The sequence below is a fragment of the Polyangium sorediatum genome, from assembly GCF_029946465.1.
Classification (GTDB): domain Bacteria; phylum Myxococcota_A; class Polyangia; order Polyangiales; family Polyangiaceae; genus Polyangium; species Polyangium fumosum.
On record NZ_JARZHI010000004.1, the window covers coordinates 148,956 to 170,189 of the forward strand.

Genomic DNA, 21,234 nt, shown 5'->3' on the forward strand with positions numbered 1-21,234 from the left:
CAAAGTCAACTCCCGGCAGGTGAAGAATTGTTGCCCGGGTGGGTGTTGCCTTTGGTACCCGGTCGCGGTAAAAAGTTCATCGGTCTCGCAACTTCGTACATGGGTGTGGGGATGGGCGACATGGCGGACCCGACGACGAGCAAGCTCCTCGGTCAGCTCCCTCCGGGGGTGGAGCTTCGTGACATTGGTTTGTCCTTCACGCTGCCTCGCGGCAAGAACCTCAGCCGGACGTGGACCCGCGCGCTCCGGACCGAGCTCGCGAGCCGCGTGCGGCTGCGGATCGCGCAGGATCGGCTGACCTTGCGGTGTGATCCGCCGATCGTCGTCGACGCATTGTGGCCTGCGAAGAACATGCTGTTCGGGGGCGCTGACGTGCACTTTTCGGACGCGCGCGTCGAGGCGTGGGTCTCCTCGATCGACGGTCCGGGCGAGGGGCTCCTGGATTTCACGGGGGAGGCCAAAAAGCAGATCGTGGAGATCCTCGCCGCGGGCCTGCGCGGCACGAAGATGGCGGTCCCCGGCTACGATCCGATGCAGGACGAGACCGCGCTCGCCACGCTCGAGGCCATCGCCGACAATTTCCGGAGCGCGCCTTCGAGCGGGAAGTCGGACGTCTCCATTGCGGATCTCGGGGATCCGGCGGTCGAGGCGACGCTCGTGTTGCGCGAGCCCTTCGTGCACGAGCAGAACGGCACGGGGCTCTCGGCGTCGGCCGGCGGGGCGATCCACGTGCAAATCAAGGGGAGCGGGAACCTCGCGACGATCGCCGCCGGTGCGTCGAACGCGGAGCGCGTCCGGGCCGCGAACCTGCAATCGATCACGATCACGAGCGAGGCGCTTTCGGTCGTCCAAAGCGGCAGCCCGCTCGTGGAGCTTGGGTGCATTCGTATCGATCGCGGCGGGGCCGTGACGCTGTCGCAGTTGCGGCTGCGCGGGACGCTGGAAGAGGTCGCAGGGCTCGAATCGCTGGTGCGCGTGGTCGCGGGGGTGGTGCGCTTCGCCGGGGGCGAGGTGGCGCTCGACGCGGGGCTCGCGCTCGCGGTCCAGGATCCTGCGTCCGAGGCCACGCTCGTCCCCGGGCTCGTTCGGGGAAAGATCGAGGAAGTGCTGGCCGAGGGCGTTCGGCGGCTCGTGCACGAGCACGCGGAGGCGATTCCGGGGCTGGATCTGCGCGACGTCCTCGCGGTCTGAGCGCTCGAGAATTTTCGCGCGGGGAGGGGATGGTGTAGGGTCTCGTCGGAATGCAAGCGCGCCGCGCCTCGGCTCTGACGCTCCTCGGGCTCGTGCTCGCGGCGGCGTGGTTTTCGAGCGGTGCGTCGGGGGCGCCCGGCTCCCCGGTCCCTCTCGCGAGCGCCATTCGGAGGCCCATGCCGCCGCCCGTGTCCCTGGAGGCGCCGCCCGCGGCCCGGGCGCCGCGCGCGACTGTCGCTTTCGTGGGCGACGTGTCGATGGCGCTCGGCGTCGGGGTGGTGATCAAGAAAGGTCAGGAGCCGGGGTTTCCTTTTGCGCAGGTGGCCGAGCGGCTGCGGTCGTACGATCTTCTCGTGGGAAACCTCGAATGCGTGGTGACATCGCAGGGCGAGGCCGCGATCCCCGAGCCCCTGGTCGCGCCGCTGGAGACGCCGCGCCTGCTCCTGGATGCAGGCTTCGATATGGTGTCGGTGGCGAACAACCACACGCTGGACATGTCGGAGGCGGGGTATTTCGAGATGCTCGAGCGCCTCGATTCAGCGGGGCTCGGTGCTTTTGGAACGACGCAGGCGAGCCCCGGGCGCGAGGCGTTCGTGGTGCGGGAGGTGTCCGGGATACGAATTGCGCTGATCGGTCACGTGGATCGAGGTCGTGCCCGGTCGCGTCAGGACGTGGCGCGGGCGCGGGAGCGGGCCGATGTCGTGATCGTGTTCGTTCACTGGGGGATCGAATACATGCTCACGCCCACGAAGTATCAGCGCGAGGCGAGCCGCGAGCTCATCGACGCCGGGGCGGACGCGGTCATCGCGGCGCATGCCCACGTGGTGCAGCCGGCGGAGCGATATCGAGGGCGGCTGATCGCGCACGGGATCGGCAATTTCGTGTTTTCGGGCATGACGCGGACGGGGAGCCACACGGGCACGCTCCTCGCGCTCGACGTGAGCCGGGAGGGGGTGACCGGGCATCGGTTTTTGCGGGTCGCGATTGATGATCGAGGCGCGCCGCGTTTCGTGGGGGAGCCGAGCGAGGAGCCGCCGCTCGATCCGCCCGGTCCGCGGCCGCTGCCGCCGATCGATTGAATTTCGGTATTATCGGCGCCGCCGGCGTCGCGCGGCGAACGCGAGCACGCCAAAGATTGGCAAGAAAACCGCAGATGCGTCTACGCTTCCCGGCGTGCCCATCGTGCACGCGCCGCTCGGAGGCTTGGCCGGCGTGAGGTCGCCGCCTTCGCCGCCTTCACCGCCCTCGCCCCAGCTGCCTCCACCCGCGCCGCCGGCGCCCGACGTCGAGGAACTCGCGCCGCCGGGGACGACGGGTTGCGGGTCGTCCACGAGATAAAGCGCGCCACGAATGAAAAGCACGGGCCGCGGGCGGAGGGGCGTTCCCTCGACGAGGGCATTCACCTCGGCCGCGGGGCGCACGGCGGCCGTGCCGAGGTCGAAGCGCCAGGTCGCCGCGGCACCCGGCGAGACGAGCCGGCGCACGCCGCCGTCCACGAGCCACACCTGCCCCGTGCCGTCGTCGGCCTGGACGATCTCGGGTTTGTCGGGGATATTCGGGCCGTCGGGGAGGAGGTCGGCGTCGGCCGCGGGCAGGGGCAGGAGGTCCCAAAAAGACGAGAATCGCCAGGCGTCGTACGTGGGGGCGCCATCGACCTTGCGACGCACGCCGGATTGCGCGGCGGGCGGGCACTGGAGCGTGCGAGGGCTGTTGCCGAGCGCCGGATTGCCCTCGCCGCCGGTGTCGATCCCGTAGGCGTAGACGTCGCGGGCATTGCCGTCGTGCAGAGCGAGCGGCGAGGGGGCGAAGAAGCCGTGCTCGCAGGAGCCGATGGCCGCGCAGAGATCGTCGCGGTGGACGTTCGCGCGGACGGCGATGGCAGGCGCGCCCGGAGTGCCCGCCGGGCCGCCGTAATAGACGTGGACGTCGATGGGCTGGCTCGGGACGTCGGGATCCTGGGCCCAGCCGGCGATGGCGTCGCACCCGGCGTTATCGATGTAACCCGTCGGCTGGACGGCGAACGCCGCCCGCGGGACGAGGAGCGACGACGCGAGGAGCAATGCCGCGGCGCCGAGGGTTCGCAAAACCGAGGAAGGATCGGAAGGCAATGGCACGCGCCTCACACGAGGATGTCGCCGAAGGCTTCGGACGTCTGGCCGCCGTTCCAGCCGAAGCTCGGCGTCTCCAGGCCGACCCCGCGCAGCATGGTGACGTGGGCCTTGCTGTAATTGCCGCCGGGATCGCGGACGTGGACGTTGCGGCGGATGTTCCCATGGGCGCCGCCCGCGAGGACACAGGGCATTTCGGCGACGCTGTGCTGATAGCCCTCGCCATATTCGGAGAGGCCAAAGACGAGCGCGCGATCGAGCAGCGTGCCGCCCGTCGGCTCGACGACGGCCTGGAGCCGGCCGAGGAACGCCGCGAAGGCCTGCATTTGATACAGGATGCCCGCGCGGGCGTGCTCCCAGGCGCCCTCGTGGACGGTGGTATGAAAATCGTTGGGCACGCCGAGGTTCCCGAAGACGTGGGTCGTCGCGGGGGAGCTCAGCATGAACGAGAAGACCCGCGTCATGTTGCACGCGAGCGCCGAGGCGAGCAGCGAGCCCATGATATCGGTCTTCGCGACGAGCTCGTCGTTCGGCGCGGGTTTGCCCGGGGGCGCGCACGACTCGCCCGAGAATTCGAGGCGGTTCTTGACGGTGTGGAGGTGTTCGAGGTGCGCCTCGATGCGCTGCTTGTCCGCCGCGCCGACGCGGCCCGAGAGGCTTTTTGCGTCCTCCAGGACCGCGTCGAGCAGGAGCGCCCGTCGCTTCATGCCGGCCGTGTCCGCTGCGACGCCGAACAGGAGATCGTAGAGCTGCCCTGGATCGAGGATCGGCGGGTTCAGGTCGTCCGGGCCATTGTACGAGATCGCGTTCCAGTGCCCGTAATCGTGGAAGCGCGCGGTGCTGGCGCCGAGGACGAGGGAGCGGAAGCGCGGGATTTCCGGGCCGTAGAAATTCGGGTGTTTCGCGACGTACTGGTCGAGCGTCGGGCGCAGCGCGGTGAGCGTGTGCGAGGGGTGATCGAATCCCTCGGGGCGAATGCGATCGCCGGTCATCGAGACCATGAAGCCACGCATGTGCCCGTCACTCTGGCCCGCCGGGAGATCCGGCACTTCGGTGTGCGGGGTCAACCCCGTCACGAGGCTCGGTTGGTAGGGCGCGAGCGGCGCGAGCAGCTCGCTCGGCGTATAGTCCTTGCCGGTCGTGGCGGGCGTCCAGAGATCGGGGTGGCCGGCCTGGGGCGCGCCGTGGCCATCGTGCCAGGGCAAACCGCCGCCCCAGAAAAAGATGCCGAAGATCGGCCCGGTGGACGCGGCCTCGGCGCCGCGGGCACCGAGCATTGCTTCGAGCGTGGGCAAGGCGAGGGCGACGGCCGTGCCGCCCACGGCGCCCCGGAGGAAGGTTCGTCGGGACAGGGGCGTGGTCTTCACGGGCTCTCCTCTTCGCCGATGTAACGGAAGGCGTCGTGCGTGACGAGCTCGATCAAGAGGGTGCGGAAATCGAAGGAGGCGCCGGCGAAGCGCGAGGCGAGGTCTTCGAGCGCGAGCCGCTCGCCCTTCGTCTCGACGCGCCCCTGCGCGTGGCGATAAAGCTGCTGGACCATGCAGCGGCCGACGCGGGGTTCGGTTTCGAGGACCGTCGCGAGATCGCGCGCATTCGCGAGGGGTTTGCCGTCGAGGTCGCCGGACGAATCGATGGGCACGTCGTCCGCGAAGACGGTGCGGTAATACCCCGACGAGTCGAAATGCTCGAAGAGGAAGCCGGGCGGGTCCATGAAATTGTGGCACGCGGCGCAGGCGGGGTTCGTGCGGTGCGCCTCCATTTGCTCGCGCACCGTTTTGGGGTCGCCCATCGGCGGATCGAGGGTCGTGTCGACGCCCGGGGGCGGGGCCGGGACCTCCAGGCAAAGGACACGCTCGCGGACGTATTTGCCGCGCGCCGTGGGCGAGGTGCGGGTCTCGTGGGCATTCATGGTGAGGAACGCGCCGAGCGTGAGCAGGCCAGCGCGCGGGCCGTCCGCGGGCAGCTCCACCGAGACGAACGTGTCCGTCGTCGCGCCGGGCGCCTCGATGCCATACAGCGCCGCGAGGTCCGCATTCACGAACGTCTTGCGGGTGCTGAAGATGCTGCGCGCGTCGCCGCGGCTCCCGAAGACGACGTCGTCGACGAGGAGCTCGACCTCGCGGCGCATGGCCTCCTTGAGGGTGGGCGTGAAATACGGATACGCAGCCGGGTCGCGCTGGACGCCGTCGAGGCGGCCGAGGTCGAGGTATTGCCGGAAAAACGCCTGCATGGCCGAGCGCGCGCGCGGGTCGTCGAGCAGGCGCTCGGCCGCCGCGGCGACGCCCTCGGGTTTGTCGAGGTCACCTTGTTCGGCGGCGTCGAGGAGCGCGTCGTCCGGGCCCTGGTTCCAGAGGAGGAACGAGAGGCGCGTGGCCATTTCGTATCCCGTGAGCTTGCGCCGGCCGGGGGCCGCGTCGTCGGGGACGCCGACCTCGGCCCGATAAAGGAAATGAGGGGACTGGAGCACGCCCGAGACGGCGAGGCGCAGGCCCTCCCACGCGCTCGGATCCGCGAGGGTCTGCGCGATTCCGACCCAGCGAGTGACCTCCTCGTTCGTGAGCGGGCGCCGGAAGACGCGCCGGCCGAAGCGACGCAGGAAGCTCTCGACGCAGGCGTCGCCGGGCGCGGCGGGCTCGCAGCCGACGAAGGCCGCGCGCCGGGCCGGATCGGCGAACGCGTAACGCGTGATGGCGTCAGCGGACTCCTCGTACTGCTGCACGCCGAACTCGGAGAGCGTCGTGCTCGAAGCGCCGATGTTGTAGAAGAGAAATGGCTTCGTGTCGTCTTCGAGCGGCGCCTTGGGCATGCTCGCGCCGAAGAGCTCGGCGAGCGAGCTCTGGTACTGCGCAGCCGTGAGGCGCGGGAGCGCGGGCGCGGCGAGGACGAGCGACTCCGCTTCGGTCGTGTCCTCGTCCGCGTCGCCGATGACGCCGACGCATGCGGTGAGCGAAGCGCCGAAGACGGCGATTGCGGCTGAAAACCCGAGCCACCGCGCGCGGGAGCGCCCAGGATGCGGACGTCTTTGGACCATGGCCTTACGCACAAGGTACAGCGGAGCCGAGGGGCAGGGAAGAGACAAGGGAGGGACCTTGTCCACGCTTTCCGGAGGCGCGCGGACACGTCGGTGGAAGACGGCACGCGAAGCCGGAGGACCTCCCGCGAAGCGCGGATTCGCGTATCGTGCGCGGGTGGCTTCTGTCCCCGTGACGTTTTTCTACCGGCCGGAGCGACCCGCGGCGTTCGCGTCGATCTGCGGGGAATGGTCGGCGTTTCATCCGACGCCGATGGCGCGGCGCGAGGACGGGTCGTTCGAGGCGACGATCGAGGCGGCGATCGGGGTGCACGAGTACAAGCTGCACGTGGAAGGCGCGCGCTGGGAGCTCGATCCGGCAAACCCGCGGACACGGGCGCGGGGCGGCCTGCGGAACAACGTGCTCGTGGTGGGCGGCGCGGACGAGCCGATCCTGCACGCGCCGGTGCGCCCCTTCGTGGGCGTGGTGGAGGACGGTCGGCTCTGCATTCGCGCGGCGCTGCGTCGCGGGCACGGGAGCGGCCTCGTCGTGCGGTGGGACGAGGGCGCAGGGGGGCGCGAGGAGGCCATGCAGGTCGCGGCGGAGGAGGACGAGCACGTCGTCTTCGAGGCGCGGCTGCCAGCGTCGGCGCGGCGCGTCTCGTACGTGTTTCGATTGGAATCGGGGCGGCTCGTCGGGCGCGCGGGCGGGGCGGGGCAATGGTTCACGATCCCGCGGCCGGAGGCGCCAAAAAGCGCGGGGCGGGGCGAGGACGCGGCGGCGATTTCGATCGAGGGGCCGTCGGCGTCGGAGACGTCCGGCGACGCGTTTCGCGCGGGGCGCGTGGTCGCGCCCTTGCCCGTGCGGCTTTACGTGACCGTGACCGAGCGGTGCAACCTGCGCTGCGCCCATTGCATCACGGACGCGCCGGAGAAGACGCGGAGCGGGCGCGCTCGCACGATGCAGCCGTGGCTGCTCGACGCGCTGCGGGAGCCGTTCGCAGCCGCCGAATACGTGGGCTTCGTGCACGGCGGCGAGGCGCTCGTGGCGCCGATCTTCCCGGAGGTGCTCGCGGCGATCCAGAGGGGCCGCGCGGGGCGTCCGGGCCGCACGGACGTGCATTTGCTATCGAATGGAATGGCGCTCGACGAGGCGCGGTTCGATGCGCTCTGCGATCTCGGGCTGACGAGCCTTTCGCTCTCGCTCGACGGCGCGACGGCGGGGACCAACGACGGTCTCCGGATCGGCGGACGGTTCGCGACCCTCGTGAAAAATATCGAGGGCATGGTCCGGCGGCGCGCGGCGCGTGGGGTCGACGTGCGGATCGGGATCTCGACGGTCGTGACGGCATCGAACGTGGACGAATTGCCTGCGCTCGGGAGGCTCGTGGCTTCGCTCGGGGTCGATTGGTTGAAGGTTGAGGAGGTTTTCCCGTGTACGACACGGGCGCAGGCCGAATGGATCGATCCGCGGGGGGAGCGGGTGTTCCGTGGGGTCCGTGCGCTCGGGGCGATCCTCGCGCCTGCGGGCGTCGTGCTCGTGGATCACCTCGATCCCCGCGGCGCCTGCCCTTGCGTTGCCGGCGAAGATTCCGCGTTTCGGGTGTTTCGCGCGGCCGACGATTTCGCCAACCGCGCGCGTTTTCTGACGTGTCGCATGGAATGGGAGCAGGCGTGCATCGATCCGGATGGCAGCGTGCATCCCGTGGCGTACGAGGCGCCGGTGATCGGCTCGCTCGCGTCGTCGTCGCTCGTTTCCCTCTGGAACGGAGAGGTGATGCAGAGCCTGCGTCGTGCAGCGCTTTCCAGGACGTCGGCGTCGATCCGGCAGGCCTGCCCCGAGGCGGCTTGCGTCCCGACGCCGCGGCGTGCCACGATCGCGCCATGAAACGCATTTCACCTTTCTATGGGCTCGTGCTCGTTCCTTTCCTCCTGACCGCCGCGGGCTGCTCCGACGACGACGGAGACGGCAACACGAATGCAGGCGAGCCAGCCTCGATGCAAGGGATCACGGAGGCCCACAACGCGGCGCGCGCGTCCGTCGATCCGCCGCCCGCAGAGCCGCTGCCGCCCCTCGTCTGGTCGTCCGAGATCGCCGCCGTCGCCCAGGCCTACGCGGAGAAATGCGTATGGGAGCACAGCGGCAACGACTACGGCGAGAACCTCTACGCGAGCTCCAATGGCTCGACCGCGGAGAAGGTCGTCTCGAACTGGGTCTCCGAGAAGGAGGATTACATCTATTCGTCGAACGAGTGTTCGGCCGTCTGCGGCCATTACACCCAGGTCGTTTGGGCGAAATCGACGAGGCTCGGCTGCGGCATGGCGAAATGCAGCACGGGCTCGCCGCTCGGCGGCGGGGATTGGGAATTCTGGGTTTGCAACTACGATCCGCCCGGGAACTTCGTCGGGCAGAAGCCTTATTGATCAGGACCTGGCGAGCACGCGCGCGAAGTCGAGGCCCGTGATCAGGCCGACGAGCTCGCCGTTCTCCAGCACGAGCACGCGGCGCGCGCGCGATTCGAAGGCGTGCGCCGCCGCGCGGTAGAGCGGCGTCTTCACGTGCTGCGTGAGGATGCCGTAGTTCATCACGTCCTCGACCTTCGTCTCGGGCGCGAAGCTGCGCGCCGCGAGCGCCTCGACCTGCGTGAAGACGCCGACCGGGTGGCGGTATTCGTCGACGATCACGACGCCCGTCACTTGCGCGCGGTCGAGCCGCGAGGTGGCGTCGGCGATCGTGGCCGTGAGGGGGAGCGAGATCACGGGCTTCGTCATCACGTCGCCGATCGGCGCTTCGAGGCGCAGCGCGCGCACGGAGGAGAGCACCTCCTCGATGCTGAAGACGCCGACGAGCTTGCCTTCCTGCTCGACGTACACGCGATGCACGTGCTCGTCGGCCATGATCCGCGCCGCCGCCGTCACGGGCGCGTTCGGCGAGACCGTGAGCACGCCCTTGTGCATGTGATCCGAGACGGGCTCGGTGGGCAGGTCGATCGGCTGGATGCCCGCGAGCGAGGCCGGTTGCAGGCGGCCGATGCGCAGGAGGTCGGTCAACGAGACGACGCCGAGCGCCTTGCCCGTGGCGTCGACGACGGGCGCCGACGAGATGCGGCGCGACGCGAGCAGCAGGTAAGCCTCATCCACGAGCGTGTCGGGCGACACCGACAGCACGGGGGATTTCATCAGCGTCGAGACGAGGAGGGGCGTGGTCATAGGGGCGGCGCCTGGCAAGACGTTTGCCAAGTCATATACAAGCCTCCCGTCCCGCTTGTCGAGCCCCTTCCTGCAACCTTTGCGTGAAGCCTGCAACCCTTGCGCTCCCCTCGGCGAGGCAACGCACATGGAGTCTCCATCCAGCTTCACACGAAAGTGGTGAATCCTGCGGAGGCTCGTTGCAAAACGAGACGGAGGGTTTCGTTTCGTTCGTTGGGGCGCCTCGCGGAACGAAAACACCGGCTCGTTCGATTCTTCTGTCGCTGCGGGACGGCGTGACCGAGGACGACGTCTCGTGATCTCGAAACGGTGTGTCCGGGCTACCACTAGGGCAAAGAAGCGGCGAAGCTCGGAATCTCCCGAATGCCATTCGCGAAATGTCGTGGGATCCGGGGGCGCGGCGTCATTGTGCTGACGCTCGATGGGCCGCGCGTCCTTCGAAGATTCACGGCACCCTCGGAATGCATACGTCCTGGGTGCTTCCGTGCCGTAAAGTAAACCCTGGGCCGCTCTCGAAATCGGCGCAGGGCCGCGAGGGGAGCTCGCAAGCGGTCGGAGGATGGGACGCATGGCAGGGTCGAGGACCTGGACAGTAGGCAAGCAGTTCAGCGCGGCCATCGCGCTTCCTCTTATTTTTCTGGTGCTCATCGGCGCGTACGCCTACGCGACGACCCAGCGCCTCCTTGTGGCCACGGATGCCGTGGGGAACACCCGCGAGGTCCTGACGGCGCTGTCGAGCACGCTCTCCGCCTTCCAGGACATGGAGACGGGCCAGCGCGGCTACGTGATCACCGGGAGCGAGGGGTTCCTGGAGCCTTACCGCGACGGAGACGAGGCCATCGAGCGAGAGATCGCCGAGGTCGAGCGCCTGACGAGCGCCAACGAGCGCCAGCAGCAGCGCCTTCCGGAGCTGAGAAGGCTCGTCGGAGAGGAGCGAATCGCGCTCTCCGGCGCCATCGACGTGCGCAAGAGCGAGGGGCTCGAGTCCGCGGTGAAGTTCGTCTCCGCGGGTCGTGGCAAACGCACGATGGAGGCGGTGCGGGCCGTCATCGACGAGATGATCGCCGAGGAGCGCACGCTGCTCGGGATACGGGCTGCGGTCGTCGACGAGCTCGTGCGTTCGTTCGCCCAGACGCTCGTGAGCGCGTGTGTTCTCGCGTTCGTCTGCGTGAGCGGCCTGGGCGCCTACATCGTCCGCGCGCTGAACCGGCAGATCGGCGCCGCCGCCGCGCGCATGCGCGCCGCCGCGCGCGAGCTCGAGGCCGCCGCGACACAACAAGCGAGCTCGACGAACGAGCAGGTCGCGACCTCGCAGCAGGTGTCCGTGACGATCCGCGAGCTCACGGCCACCTCGCGCCAGATCGCCGAGAGCGCCGTGCAGGTGAGTCGCATCGCGGAGGACACGTCTTCGGCCGCGCGCGGCGGCGATCAGACCGTGACCGCGGCGCGCGAGACCGTCGATGGGACCCGCAAGCATGTCGATCGGGTCGTCGCGCACATGCTCGGCTTGAACCAGCGATCCCAGGAGATCGGGGGCATCGTGGACATCATCCGCGAGCTCGCCGAGCAGACGAACATCCTCGCGATCAACGCGACGATCGAGGCGGCAGGCGCGGGAGACGCAGGGCGGCGCTTCGGCGTGGTCGCCGACGAGATCCGGAAGCTCGCGGATCGCGTGTCCGGCGCGGCGCGGGACATCCAGCACCTGGTCGAGCAGGTGCGAGGCGCGACGAACACGACCGTGATGGCCACGGAGAACGGCGCAAAAGCCGTGGAGGCGAGCACGCGCAGCTTCGAGGACGTGGGCGCGAGCTTCGAGCGCATCCGCACGTACGTGGTGGACACAGCGCGATCGTCGCGCGAGATCGAGGCGAGCACGCGGCACCAGACGACGGCGATGGAGCAGGTGAACCAGGCGATGCAGTCCGTGTCAGAGGCCGCGCGCGAGGTGCAGACGAGCGCGAAGCAGACGCTCCAGACGGCTTCGGAGCTGTCGAGCGTGTCCGAGGAGCTCTTGCGGCTCGTACGATCGAACGAGGCCGGTCGGGCGGCGCTCGTGTAGCGTCAGCGCGCGCGGCGGCGGCTGCGTTGATCTTCGTAAAGCGAAGGTGGGTCGAGCGCGTCGCCTTCGTCGAGGCCCTCGACCCAGTCGACGGGCTGGGTGCCGAGGGCCATCGGCAGCGGCGACTCGGTCGTGACGTAGAGGCCCTCGGTCCCGATCACGTACCCCGTGCCGAACTGGAGCGATCGGAGCGCGCCCTTGCCGCGGTTGTTCCAGAGCACGTTCTCGGTGCCCGTGTGGCCGGCGCCCGTGCTCTCGTCGTTGCGGTTCACGATGGAGAAGCCGTCGTCGAACGTCGAGGCGTCGATGAGGTTCGCCGTGGCGAGCGAGTGGTGGAACTCGGACAAACCCGTGAAGCCCGATGCGTCGTTCATGTCGGTGAGCGATTCCCCGTTTTTGCTTTGAATGCGTAAGAAGACGCAGCCGGTCGTGCCGAAGCCCCAGTTCTGGATGAAGTTGTGCCTCCCGCCGTCGCCCTCGCTGTCCGCGACGAGGATCTCGTTCGAGCGGCGGATCTCGAAGAGATAGCCGTTTCCGCCGCCGCCGCGGTTTTGCGCGAGGCCGAGCGAGACATGCTGGACGGTGACGCGCGTGGCCTCTTCGAGGAGGATGCCGCCCGAGGCGAGGTGCGCGCCGCTGCCCGGGCCCTCGGCAGGCGCGGCGGGCGAGGGGAACGAGGCGACGTCCTTGATCCAGCAGTCGACGACACGCCGGAGGTCGATCGCGTGGACCTGCGACGCGGCCCAGGCCTCGGCCCAGGAGACGGCGTTCGACACACCGAGCGACTCGACGCCGCACTCGCGGAGCAGGCCCGTGACGCGCGTTAGGCTCGCGCCGTCGCGGAGCTTGGCCGGGTAGCGCAGCGGCACGTCGAGCGTGATCCGGTGCGGCGAGGAGGTCTTGTCGACGGCGACGACGGTCCGGCGGAAGAAGGGCTGCCAGGTATCGTTGAAGGCCGTCCACGTGCCCGTCATGCCGTGCTCTTCGAGGAAGGCAGGCGTGATGTTCCAGCCGAGGAGGACGTCGTCACCCGGCGCGAGGTCCTCGGCGCTCGCGACCTCGACGACGTCGGCGCGCGAGGTCGCGTCCACGGCGAGCGGGAGCTCGAGGTTCGGCTCGGCCTTGCCTAGGAAGGCGAGGTGCGCGTCGTAGTCCATGCCCGCCGATCGCGTGAAGTGGAGCCGCGATTTCGTGGCGCCTGCGCCGCGCAGGACAACACCGGACGCGGAGACGACGAGCTTGTCGTCGATCCGATAAAGGCCCTCGGGGAACGTGACGATCCCGCCGCCCTGGGCCGCGGCCGCGTCGATGGCAGCCTGCACGGCCAAGGTCGCGTCCATCTGCCCGGTGGGATCCGCGCCCTGCGTGACGACGTCGAAGGTCGGGGCCGCAGCGGGCGCGCCGGGCGGGGCCTCGGCGTGGTGGTAACCCGCGTAGGAGAAGTCGTGCAGGAAGTGGCCTTCGGCGTCCGTGAACGAGGGCGTCCAGTCCTCGGGGTAGAGGGCGCTGCGGAACGAGGCGGGGCCGGCGTCGGTGCCCGCGTCGGGCGCGGGCGGCGGGGCGCCTCCGGGCGGCTCGTCGCTGCACGCGGCGAGGCACGGGAGGAAGGCGAGCAAGCCGAGGAGCGGGCGCATGGGCGCCCAGGATAGATCAGGACGCCGGGGCGAACGCGCCTGCGATGGAGCTGGCGATCGCGACCGTGACGGGGATGGTGAAGTTGTCGTCGAGGCGCGAGGAGACGAGCTCGGCGATCGCGCCCGCGGCCGCGCCGGCGGAGGCGATGAGCAGCATCGCGGGGAGCGGCAGGCCGTGGAAGGCCATGAGCGTCGCGAGCGCGGCGAGCGTGCCGACGGCGAAGAAGCCGAGCGTGCCTTCGAGCGAGCGGTTCGCGAGGATCTTCGTGCGTCCGATGCGGCGGCCGATGAAGCCCGCCGCCGGGTCGGCGAGGCCGAGGATCACGACGCCGAGCTCGGCCGCCTGAAAGGATGCGAAGAGCGAGAGGCCGACCAGGGCCGTGAGATACCAGGTGGACGAGTTCACCCGGTGCCGCTCCATCGGGTGGGCGACACGCGAGAAGAACTTCATCATCCGCTCATTGACGGCCGGGCTCAGGCGACGGGCGATCTCGCAGGACCAGGCCCAGGCGCAAAGCGATACGCTCGCGGCGATCAACCACCCGCGGCTCGGCACGATGCGGAGCATGACGAGCGCGACCAGCGCGGAGAGGACGTGGAAGAGGCTGCGCGTCCAGTTTTCCGGTCGGGCGGGCGGCGCGGGCGCCGGCGCGGGGACCGAGGGAAAAGGCACCGCGGGGAGCTCGATGTCGAGCGCGGTCGGATCGACGGTGGACTTGGACAAGGCAACGAAGGCTACCCGCCGCCTCCGCCCAGGAGTTTCAGCTTTCTGTCATTTCGGTGGGGGTGAACCCACGAATGGTTCAGGCGCCTCGCGCGAGCCGACGCACGGCGTCAATCGTGGTAATCGGAATTTTGCTGCTCGATGAAACGGCAGGCGAGGCTTCTTCGACCAGCCTGTGCACCATGACATCGGCCACGGTGCTCGGCTCGATCGTGCGAGGCATGACCAGCGCGGAGGCGAGGGCCGCGTTGCGCTTCGTGGTCGCGACGGGAGGCCAGGTGGCCGAGGGAGAATCGTCGAGCACGATCATGGGCACGCCGTTCGGCTGCTTCGCCCGGAGGAGGCCGAGCACGCGGAGGAAGCACCTCCGGTCGACCACGGCGCCGTCGACGCCCGCGCCTTCGAGGTCGAGGAACTGGGCGGCCTGGTCGACGCTCTCCAGCGAGACGATGTCGCAGCCGTGCCCGATGCGGAGGACCTTTCCGAGCGCCTCGCGCAGGGCGCCGTCGGCGTCGACGAGGAGCACGCGAAAGGCGCGCGGGGCGGCCTCGGTCTGCGGATTGCCGGTGAGGGCGTGGGCGCGGTTGATCAGATACGATTTCGAGTGGGGTTTGCCTACGAAGTCGTCGGCGCCCACGCCGAGGCCGCGGAGGCGCGAGCCGAAGCGCGCGTCGCTCGAGAGGATCATGACCGGCAGGCGCTCGAGCGCCGGATCCCGACGAATCTCGCGGAGCAGGTCGATCCCGTCGCCGTCGGGCAGGAGGACGTCGAGGATGGCGAGCTGGAACGGGTCGCGCTCGCGGTACTGCGCGATCGCGCGCCGGGCCGCGTCGAGCGTGGGCACGGGGGTCACCCGGAAGCCGGCTTCCCGCAGCTCCGCGGCGATGACCATACGAACGGTGGTGCTGTCATCGACGAGCAGGACGTGCGGAGCCATTGATACGGACCTCCAGGTGAATCACACCCCAGCAGACAGCCTACATGGTTTTTACCCGCTGCATAGTCTGTCTCGACACGCTCGTGAAACAATCACAGGGAAGTGTACGCCATTCCATTGACAATTCCGTAGGGGAACACCCACCTGCGACGAAACACTGCGCGCTCACGTCCTGCTGGTGGTGCGATGGGCCTGTCCCAGGCAGAAGGTCGACGTCCGCTCGGGCGGAGGATCAGGCTGCCCCTGTCCAGGGCTTCGGCTGATAGAAGAGGTTCGGCTTGAGCGTGACATCGGGATGACGGTCCTCATCCATGTAGAACACCGACGTCGCGCTGCCGCCGATGGGAGGGACGATCCAGCTCCAGCGCATGTGCACGCAGCGGCCCTGGCCTTGTTCGGCCTGGGCAAACTGCACGAAGTCCTCGGAGGCCGTGTGGTGGTCGACGATCTTCACGCCCGCGCGCTCGAACGAATGTACGACGGCCCGCACGAGCTCGACCTGCGCGCGGTCGCGCCAGAGCGAGGAGGAGCGCTGGATGTCGAGCCCGAGCCGCTCGGCGATCACGGGGAGCATGTTGTAGCGATAGGGATCACTGAAATTGCGCGCGCCGATCTCGGTCGCCATGTACCAGCCGTTGAAAGGCGCGGCCGGATACTTCACGCCGCCGATGTCGAGCAGGAGCTCGGAGACGGCCGGAAGCGCGTACCAGCGGAGCCCGAGCGAGGCGAACCACGGCAGATCGGGGTGCACGAGCGGCACCTCGCGCACGACGCGTCGCGGGATCTCCATCCAGCGCGGCTCGCGGCCGGGGAGCTTCACGATGAGCGGGAGCAGGTCGAAGCGCGTGCGGGCGCCGCCTTTCCAGCCGAGCTCGAGCGCCTTCGTGGTGAGCTCGACGTTCATCGGATCCCCGGTGACGGTGCCGTCCGGATTCGGGTATCCCGCATAACGCAGGAGCTGGCCGTTCCAGATACGTGGACCCTCGCCGGCGCGGTTGGCCGGGGCGAGGACGGTCATCATGGCGCGCAGGTTTCCACCGTGCGTGGCGAGCTCGATGTGCTCGACCAGGGCCGAGAGGATCTCGTCCTCGTCCGTGAGATGGCGCATGTCGCGCACTTCGAGCCCGTTCCAGAAGAGGCGCCCGATGCAGCGGGTGGAGTTGCGCCAGGCGAGCTTGGCGCCGAAGGAGAGCTCGTCGTAGGTCTGGACGTAGGTGCCCGTGCGCTGGAGCTCGGCGGAGACCTGGGCCCATCGGACCTCGAATGCCCGAGGAGCCCCCTTTTCCCGGTAAAACTGGGCGAGATAAGCCCGCGCTTCTTCGGCGACGCTCGTGTCCTGCCCCGCGACGACGGGGGGGATGACGCCGAGGCCGTCCTCCCGGTGGGTGCCGTGCGCGAAGGGACAAACGCCGTCCGCGCGTGATTTGGAGGAGGGAATCGGCGAGGAAGCGGGGGCGGACGAGGGCGGCGCGATGGTGCCCGGGGCCGGCGGGAGCATGCCCGAGGCGTGCGGTGGAGGGGCGCTCGGCGGCGTCGTGGGAGGCAGCGCGGGGCGCGCGGACGAGCTCGGCGCATACGCATAAGAGATGTCGACGGCCGGCGGCGGTTTCGGCAGGAGGCTCGCGGGGAACGAGGGCGGCAGGTGCAAGGGCGGCACGTGCGCGGGGGGCACGAGCGTCGCGGGCGCGAGCAAGGAGGGCCTGCGGCCGGGCTGCGCGACGACGACGCTGCCCGCGATGAACTCTTCGATGTGGAGGTGTGTATCGAGCACGCCCTGTTCGAGCAGGAGTTTGCTCATCGCGCGGAGATACGGGATGGGGCCGCAGAGGAACCAATCGGCGTCGGGGTGGGTATCGACGAGCGAGGCGACCTCGGCGGCGCCGAGCCGGCCCCATACCTCGGTGAAACGAATGCGGGCCGTGACGTTCGGGCAAGCGGCGGCGAGCGCGTGGAGCTCGTCCGCATAAGGGGCCGACGCGGGGCTGTGCGCCGAATAATCGACGTGGACGCGGCGCGCGCCGCCCTTTTCGCGGATCGCGCGGCACGCCGCGATGGCGGGCGTCACGCCGATGCCGGCGACGAGGTACACGACGGGGCGATCGTTCGGCGGCATCGTGAAATGGCCGCCGGGCGCGGAGACGCGGATGAGCGCGTCCTCGGGGCGGCGCTCGAAGAGCCAGGTGGAGAACACGCCGCCCGGGAGCCGCTTGACCGTGATCTCGTACTGGCCGCTCGACGTGGGCGCCGAGAGGGTATACGGGCGCTCGATGAAGCGGCCGTCGATTTCGGCCTGGATGACGACGTGCTGGCCCGGCTCGGCGGGGAGGATCTCGCCGTCGCGAGGGACGAGACGAAACGCGCGTACGCCCGGACAAACATCGGTGGCGGAGACGATCTCGGCCGAGGTCCAGGCGCTCTTGCCGAGCATGTCGGCGATGCGGGGCAGACACGCGCCGCAGGCGCTGCCGGCGCGGGTGCGGTCGCGAATGGCCTCGGGCGTATTGCAGCCGGCGAGGATGGCGCGGCGGAGGTCGCGCCTGCGCACGCGCATGCAGGTGCAGACGATCTCGTCGTCAGGCCGGAGCGAGGGCGGCGATTCGAGGTCGATGGAGCCCGTCTCGGTGAAGGCCGCGCATTGCCAGGGCGAGAGGGAGCCGCCTTCGAGGGCGAGCGCGTAGAGCTTGGGGAGATCGACCCAATCGCCGCGGGCCGTGAACGAGAGGATACGGCCGTCGTTGGGCGTGACCACGATTTCGCGTTCGAGGCCGCGGCGCGCGTCGATGAATCGGTATTTCCCGCGCTCGTCGGGCGGGCCTTCGAGCCCCGGCTCGCTGACGGCGAGGTGGTGGAGCTCCTCGCCCGGGACGTGCGAGGCGACGGCGTGACGGCCGCGGGGCAGGTGATAAAGCGAGGTGATGCAGGGTTTGCCCAGGAACCTGCCCGCGAAGATGGTGACGAACCCGCGGTGGGGCAGCTCGTACACGCTCTCCAGGCTGTCGAAGTATTCCCGCAGCTCGTCAGATTGCTCGAGGATCGCGAGGAATCGATCGCCGGGCACGCGGAAGGCCGTGACCGGGTCCTCGGCGACCGCGGTGGCCGAGCGGGATTCGCGGCGCAAGAGGCCCCGCTCGCCGACGCAATGGCCGGCCTCGACGCGCGAGAGGAGCTGCGGGCGCCCGTCTTTCTCGACATACACGCCGACGGCCCCGGTGACGACGACGTACACCGCGTCGGCGGGCTCGCCCTGATAAAAAAGCGCCTCGCCGCGCTCGTACGTGACGAGCTTGGCGCCGAGCCCATCGTGCTCGCCGTCCTCGGCGCCGCCGAGCTCACGCAAGGCTCGAAACAAGCTCGACTGCTGCACGAGCCGGTCGCGGAGCTGCGCCTCGCCGAGGCGCACGAGCGCCTCGCGGCGCGGGTGATCGGGCGGCAGGGCATTGCGGAAATCCTGGGCGGCGATGCGGGCCACGGCGACGGGGCCCGTCGCGCGTACGGTGGCCGCCCTTCGCCCGCCCGAGCGACCGAGCAGGGCTTGCTCGCCGAAAAGCGCGCCGGGTTCGAGGCGCGCCAGGCGGATGACGCCGCCGCCCGGCCGCGCGCCGAACACCTGGCAAATGCCCTCGACCAGGACGAAGGCCGCGTCCCCGATTTCACCCTCCCGCACGATCTGCGCGCCGGATTCGTACCGCTGGACGACGATCCCCTCGAGCAGGCTGTTCGTCGCGTCCTGCCCGAGGCCTTCGAGCAGGCCGGCCCCGCGGATCAAGCCTTCGACGTCGTGGGTCATTATCGCCACGTCCCTTACCATCCATGCGCGCGGCCTCGCAAGGTCGCCGGAAATGTGGGACAACACCGCACGCTCGCGTGAACGAGCTTGTCCCGAGGGGGACGCCTCGCGTCCCCCTCTCGCCCGGGCAAAGCCCGGTCGATTCACCCCCCGAGGCGAGCTCGCTTCGCGATCTCGCAGAGCGCCGAACGGGTCGGCGCTCTAGGTGTGTCCTGTTCGCGCAATCTCGACTACCTCATGTCCGAACCCACCGTTCATCTCCTCGGCCCGTTTCACGTCCCCGGCCTTTCGGCGCGTCATGTCCGTGTGTACGTCCCGCCGCGCCGCGCGCCGATGAAGCCGCCCGTGCTCTACCTTTTCGACGGGCAGAACCTCTTCCACGACGAACCCTCGTTCGTCGGCGGCTGGCACCTGCACGAGGTGGGGGCGCGGCTCGCGGCGCGCGGCGAGCGTGTGCCCGTGATCGTGGGCATCGACCACGGCGGGCACGAGCGCATCGAGGAGCTCTCGCCGTTCCCGACGCGCGCGGGTCCCGGCAGGCTCGAGCTTTTGCTCGACTGGATGCGCGGCGGGCTCGGCCCCCATATCGAACATCATTTCGGGGTGTCGACGGATCCGGCCGACACGGGCGTCGGCGGCTCCTCGATGGGCGGGCTCGCCGCGCTTTATGTGCACCTCCGCGCGCCGGAGCGGTTCGGGCTGGCGATGAGCATGTCGCCGTCGCTCCAGATCGGGCAAGGCGCGATCTTCGACTGGATCGACGCGCACCCGCGCCCGCGCGCCTCGCGCATTTACCTCGACGCGGGCGCGCTGGAGGCGGGCGGCGGCCTCTTGCGGGCGGCCGAGCGCCTCGCAACCAGGTTCGTCGAGCGCGGCTACGATCCGCATTCGCTGAAGTTCGTCGCGGCAAAACGCGGCGCCCACAACGAAAAAAACTGGCGCCGGCGAGCGCCCGGCGCGATTCGATTCCTGTTCGGCCGGAAGTGGCGGCGCTGATCGTATTTCCCCTTGCCCGAGGCGCGTTTCGCCAGTATCGGAGAGCCTCATGCGCTCTGCCTGCCTCGCCTCCGTCCTTGCCGCCCTTGCCTTCGCGCCGCCCGCGTTTGCCCAGGCCATCCCGGGCCCGCCCGATGCGCCCGTAGCGCCGCCCGACGCCCCGCCCACGCCGCCCGCGCCGGGGCAGGAGCCGGCGTCGCCGAAGGTGCCCGAGGCCGCCGAGCCCACGGCGCCGCCGTCCGGCATTGCCAAACCCGAGGCGCCGAAGCCCGCGGCGCCCGCCGCGGAGCCGGCGAAGGAGCCCGCGCAAGAGCCGGGGAAAGGCACGCCGCGGATTCACATCGAGGCAGACCGGCCGGGGGTGAAGCTCTTGCGGATCGCGGGGGTGGTCTCGGATCAGGCGGGCGAGGGGATCTTCGTGCGGACGGCGTGCGAGGCGCCCTGCGATCGGATCGTGGACGGCCGCAAAAACGAGGTCTTTTTCTTCGGCGCCGACGGAATGGTGCCCTCGCGGGGGTTTTTGCTGTCGAACGTGGGCGGCGACGTCGTGGCGAACGTGGACGGCGGGAGCTTCCTGGGCCGGCAGCTCGGGTTTCTTTTTGGCGGCTTCGGCGGCGCGGCCGTCCTCGGCGGCGCGATCATGCTGGGCATTGGGTACAGCGCCGACGGCGCGACGCTGAACAGCGAAGGAAAAGTGACCCAGGGCGAAAACAAAGCTCTCACGACGGGCGGCTTCGTCACGCTCGGCGTGGGCGCGGCGCTGGTGGCCACGGGGATCACGCTCGTCCTTTTGAACAAGACCGAGATCAAGCTCGTGCAAGCGACGCCGAAATCGGCGGGCGTGCGGCTTTTGATGGGGCGCATCGTGTTCTGAGCGGGTGACGCCACGGGGGGGACGTGGAGCATCTCATTCAAGTGTACGGGTACGTCGCCGTGCTCATCGGCACGTTCTTCGAGGGCGAGACGGTGGCGATGCTCGGGGGTTTTGCGGCCCATCAGCAGCATCTGCGGTTTTCGTGGGTCGTCTTGACGGCGTTCGTCGGGTCCGCCATGGGCGACCAGGTCGCGTATTTCCTCGGCAAGCGCTTCGGGCGTTCCTTCGTCGATCGGCGTCCGAAGCTCGCGTCGCACATCGGGCGGGCGACGTCGCTCCTGGAGCGGCACCCGGTGCTGTTCATTCTGGGATTCCGCTTCATTTATGGACTTCGCAACGTGGCGCCGGTCGCGATCGCCCTGAGCCGCATTCCGACGGCCCGTTTTCTCGTGCTGAATGTGATCTCGGCGGCGGTGTGGGCCGTGCTCGTCACCGGGGCGGGGTATCTGTTCGGGCAGGCGGTCGAGGCGGCGCGGGGGAAGCTGCACGCCTGGGACGAGCGGCTCGCGATGGGCGCGGTGCTCGCGGCGATTTCGATCTTCGGGTTCAATCTGCTGCGGGAGAGGGTCTCCCGGCGGCAGACGGCTTCGAAGGGGCGGTGATGCGGGGCGCCCCCACTTTGTGATCTGGCAAGCCAAACGACCTCCCCGGGCAGGCCGCAACCACCTCGAACAGCCCGGTCGACCTCCCCGCGACCCTTT

At 69.5% G+C, this 21,234-nt stretch carries 16 protein-coding genes; 8 read left to right on the forward strand and 8 right to left on the reverse strand.

Going from position 1 to position 21,234, the window contains the following annotated elements:
• The first annotated feature begins 111 nt into the window (after positions 1 to 111).
• Together QHF89_RS06745 and QHF89_RS06750 are read left to right on the forward strand one after the other, a co-directional pair.
• Positions 112 to 1,191 (forward strand): hypothetical protein, encoded by a 1,080-nt coding sequence (locus QHF89_RS06745; RefSeq protein WP_136965892.1) that lies wholly within the window; start codon positions 112 to 114, stop codon positions 1,189 to 1,191.
• A gap of 50 nt (positions 1,192 to 1,241) precedes the next feature.
• A complete protein-coding gene (locus QHF89_RS06750) occupies positions 1,242 to 2,270 on the forward strand; it encodes a CapA family protein (RefSeq protein WP_136930581.1) in 1,029 nt (342 codons plus the stop codon).
• A gap of 9 nt (positions 2,271 to 2,279) precedes the next feature.
• Here the strand turns inward: QHF89_RS06750 and QHF89_RS06755 are convergent, their stop codons facing one another.
• From QHF89_RS06755 to QHF89_RS06765, 3 genes are read right to left on the reverse strand one after another with little or no spacing between them, the layout of a single operon-like run.
• Positions 2,280 to 3,275, reverse strand: coding sequence for a hypothetical protein (locus QHF89_RS06755; protein WP_136965891.1), 996 nt, complete (start codon positions 3,273 to 3,275; stop codon positions 2,280 to 2,282).
• A 35-nt stretch (positions 3,276 to 3,310) separates the two neighbouring features.
• Positions 3,311 to 4,666 (reverse strand): DUF1552 domain-containing protein, encoded by a 1,356-nt coding sequence (locus tag QHF89_RS06760; protein ID WP_136965890.1) that lies wholly within the window; start codon positions 4,664 to 4,666, stop codon positions 3,311 to 3,313.
• Entirely contained in the window at positions 4,663 to 6,330 is a 1,668-nt protein-coding gene (locus QHF89_RS06765) for a DUF1592 domain-containing protein (protein WP_136965889.1), read from the reverse strand. Before QHF89_RS06765 ends, QHF89_RS06760 begins: the two co-directional genes overlap by 4 nt.
• Positions 6,331 to 6,487: 157 nt before the next feature.
• Here QHF89_RS06765 and QHF89_RS06770 point away from each other — a divergent pair, with 157 nt between their 5' ends.
• Together QHF89_RS06770 and QHF89_RS06775 are read left to right on the forward strand one after the other, a co-directional pair.
• Positions 6,488 to 8,197, forward strand: a complete 1,710-nt coding sequence (locus QHF89_RS06770) for a radical SAM protein (RefSeq protein WP_284720166.1) — start codon at positions 6,488 to 6,490, stop codon at positions 8,195 to 8,197.
• Entirely contained in the window at positions 8,194 to 8,733 is a 540-nt protein-coding gene (locus QHF89_RS06775) for a CAP domain-containing protein (protein ID WP_136965887.1), read from the forward strand. Before QHF89_RS06770 ends, QHF89_RS06775 begins: the two co-directional genes overlap by 4 nt.
• On the opposite strand, the gene QHF89_RS06780 is transcribed toward QHF89_RS06775, so the two are convergent.
• A complete protein-coding gene (locus QHF89_RS06780; RefSeq protein ID WP_284720167.1) occupies positions 8,734 to 9,519 on the reverse strand; it encodes a CBS domain-containing protein in 786 nt (261 codons plus the stop codon).
• Between the two features lie 568 nt (positions 9,520 to 10,087).
• Between QHF89_RS06780 and QHF89_RS06785 the strand changes: the two genes are divergently transcribed.
• Positions 10,088 to 11,581 (forward strand): CHASE3 domain-containing protein, encoded by a 1,494-nt coding sequence (locus QHF89_RS06785; protein WP_284720168.1) that lies wholly within the window; start codon positions 10,088 to 10,090, stop codon positions 11,579 to 11,581.
• Between the two features lie 2 nt (positions 11,582 to 11,583).
• Here the strand turns inward: QHF89_RS06785 and QHF89_RS06790 are convergent, their stop codons facing one another.
• The 4 genes from QHF89_RS06790 to QHF89_RS06805 form a co-directional block, all read right to left on the reverse strand.
• Positions 11,584 to 13,215 carry a glycosyl hydrolase family 28-related protein gene (locus QHF89_RS06790; RefSeq protein WP_136965884.1) on the reverse strand — a complete coding sequence of 544 codons (1,632 nt, stop codon included), beginning with the start codon at positions 13,213 to 13,215 and terminating at the stop codon, positions 11,584 to 11,586.
• A 16-nt stretch (positions 13,216 to 13,231) separates the two neighbouring features.
• The gene (locus tag QHF89_RS06795) at positions 13,232 to 13,939 is read right to left on the reverse strand and encodes a diacylglycerol/polyprenol kinase family protein (protein ID WP_136965883.1); all 708 of its coding nucleotides are present in this window, start codon (positions 13,937 to 13,939) and stop codon (positions 13,232 to 13,234) included.
• A gap of 79 nt (positions 13,940 to 14,018) precedes the next feature.
• Entirely contained in the window at positions 14,019 to 14,876 is an 858-nt protein-coding gene (locus tag QHF89_RS06800) for a response regulator transcription factor (protein ID WP_136965882.1), read from the reverse strand.
• A 232-nt stretch (positions 14,877 to 15,108) separates the two neighbouring features.
• Positions 15,109 to 18,663 carry a nitric oxide synthase oxygenase gene (locus tag QHF89_RS06805; RefSeq protein WP_284720169.1) on the reverse strand — a complete coding sequence of 1,185 codons (3,555 nt, stop codon included), beginning with the start codon at positions 18,661 to 18,663 and terminating at the stop codon, positions 15,109 to 15,111.
• Positions 18,664 to 18,900: 237 nt separating this feature from the next.
• On the opposite strand from QHF89_RS06805, the gene QHF89_RS06810 reads away from it, so the two are divergent.
• Genes QHF89_RS06810 through QHF89_RS06820 form a run of 3 tightly spaced genes read left to right on the forward strand, consistent with a single transcriptional unit; the run spans position 18,901 to position 21,135 of the window.
• A complete protein-coding gene (locus QHF89_RS06810) occupies positions 18,901 to 19,659 on the forward strand; it encodes an alpha/beta hydrolase (RefSeq protein ID WP_136930592.1) in 759 nt (252 codons plus the stop codon).
• A 49-nt stretch (positions 19,660 to 19,708) separates the two neighbouring features.
• Positions 19,709 to 20,533: a hypothetical protein gene (locus tag QHF89_RS06815; RefSeq protein ID WP_136965880.1), complete on the forward strand. Its 825-nt coding sequence runs from the start codon at positions 19,709 to 19,711 to the stop codon at positions 20,531 to 20,533.
• Positions 20,534 to 20,556: 23 nt separating this feature from the next.
• The gene (locus QHF89_RS06820) at positions 20,557 to 21,135 is read left to right on the forward strand and encodes a DedA family protein (RefSeq protein WP_136930594.1); all 579 of its coding nucleotides are present in this window, start codon (positions 20,557 to 20,559) and stop codon (positions 21,133 to 21,135) included.
• The last annotated feature ends 99 nt before the right edge of the window (positions 21,136 to 21,234 follow it).

What these genes read in the sequence shown, in the direction of transcription:
- QHF89_RS06750 (WP_136930581.1), top strand. Translation starts at nt 1,242, where the DNA reads ATGCAAGCGCGCCGCGCCTCGGCTCTGACGCTCCTCGGGCTCGTGCTC.
- QHF89_RS06805 (WP_284720169.1), bottom strand. Translation starts at nt 18,663, where the DNA reads ATGACCCACGACGTCGAAGGCTTGATCCGCGGGGCCGGCCTGCTCGAA.
- QHF89_RS06765 (WP_136965889.1), bottom strand. Translation starts at nt 6,330, where the DNA reads ATGGTCCAAAGACGTCCGCATCCTGGGCGCTCCCGCGCGCGGTGGCTC.
- QHF89_RS06815 (WP_136965880.1), top strand. Translation starts at nt 19,709, where the DNA reads ATGCGCTCTGCCTGCCTCGCCTCCGTCCTTGCCGCCCTTGCCTTCGCG.
- QHF89_RS06780 (WP_284720167.1), bottom strand. Translation starts at nt 9,519, where the DNA reads ATGACCACGCCCCTCCTCGTCTCGACGCTGATGAAATCCCCCGTGCTG.
- QHF89_RS06785 (WP_284720168.1), top strand. Translation starts at nt 10,088, where the DNA reads ATGGCAGGGTCGAGGACCTGGACAGTAGGCAAGCAGTTCAGCGCGGCC.
- QHF89_RS06810 (WP_136930592.1), top strand. Translation starts at nt 18,901, where the DNA reads ATGTCCGAACCCACCGTTCATCTCCTCGGCCCGTTTCACGTCCCCGGC.
- QHF89_RS06775 (WP_136965887.1), top strand. Translation starts at nt 8,194, where the DNA reads ATGAAACGCATTTCACCTTTCTATGGGCTCGTGCTCGTTCCTTTCCTC.
- QHF89_RS06800 (WP_136965882.1), bottom strand. Translation starts at nt 14,876, where the DNA reads ATGGCTCCGCACGTCCTGCTCGTCGATGACAGCACCACCGTTCGTATG.
- QHF89_RS06790 (WP_136965884.1), bottom strand. Translation starts at nt 13,215, where the DNA reads ATGCGCCCGCTCCTCGGCTTGCTCGCCTTCCTCCCGTGCCTCGCCGCG.
- QHF89_RS06745 (WP_136965892.1), top strand. Translation starts at nt 112, where the DNA reads ATGGGCGACATGGCGGACCCGACGACGAGCAAGCTCCTCGGTCAGCTC.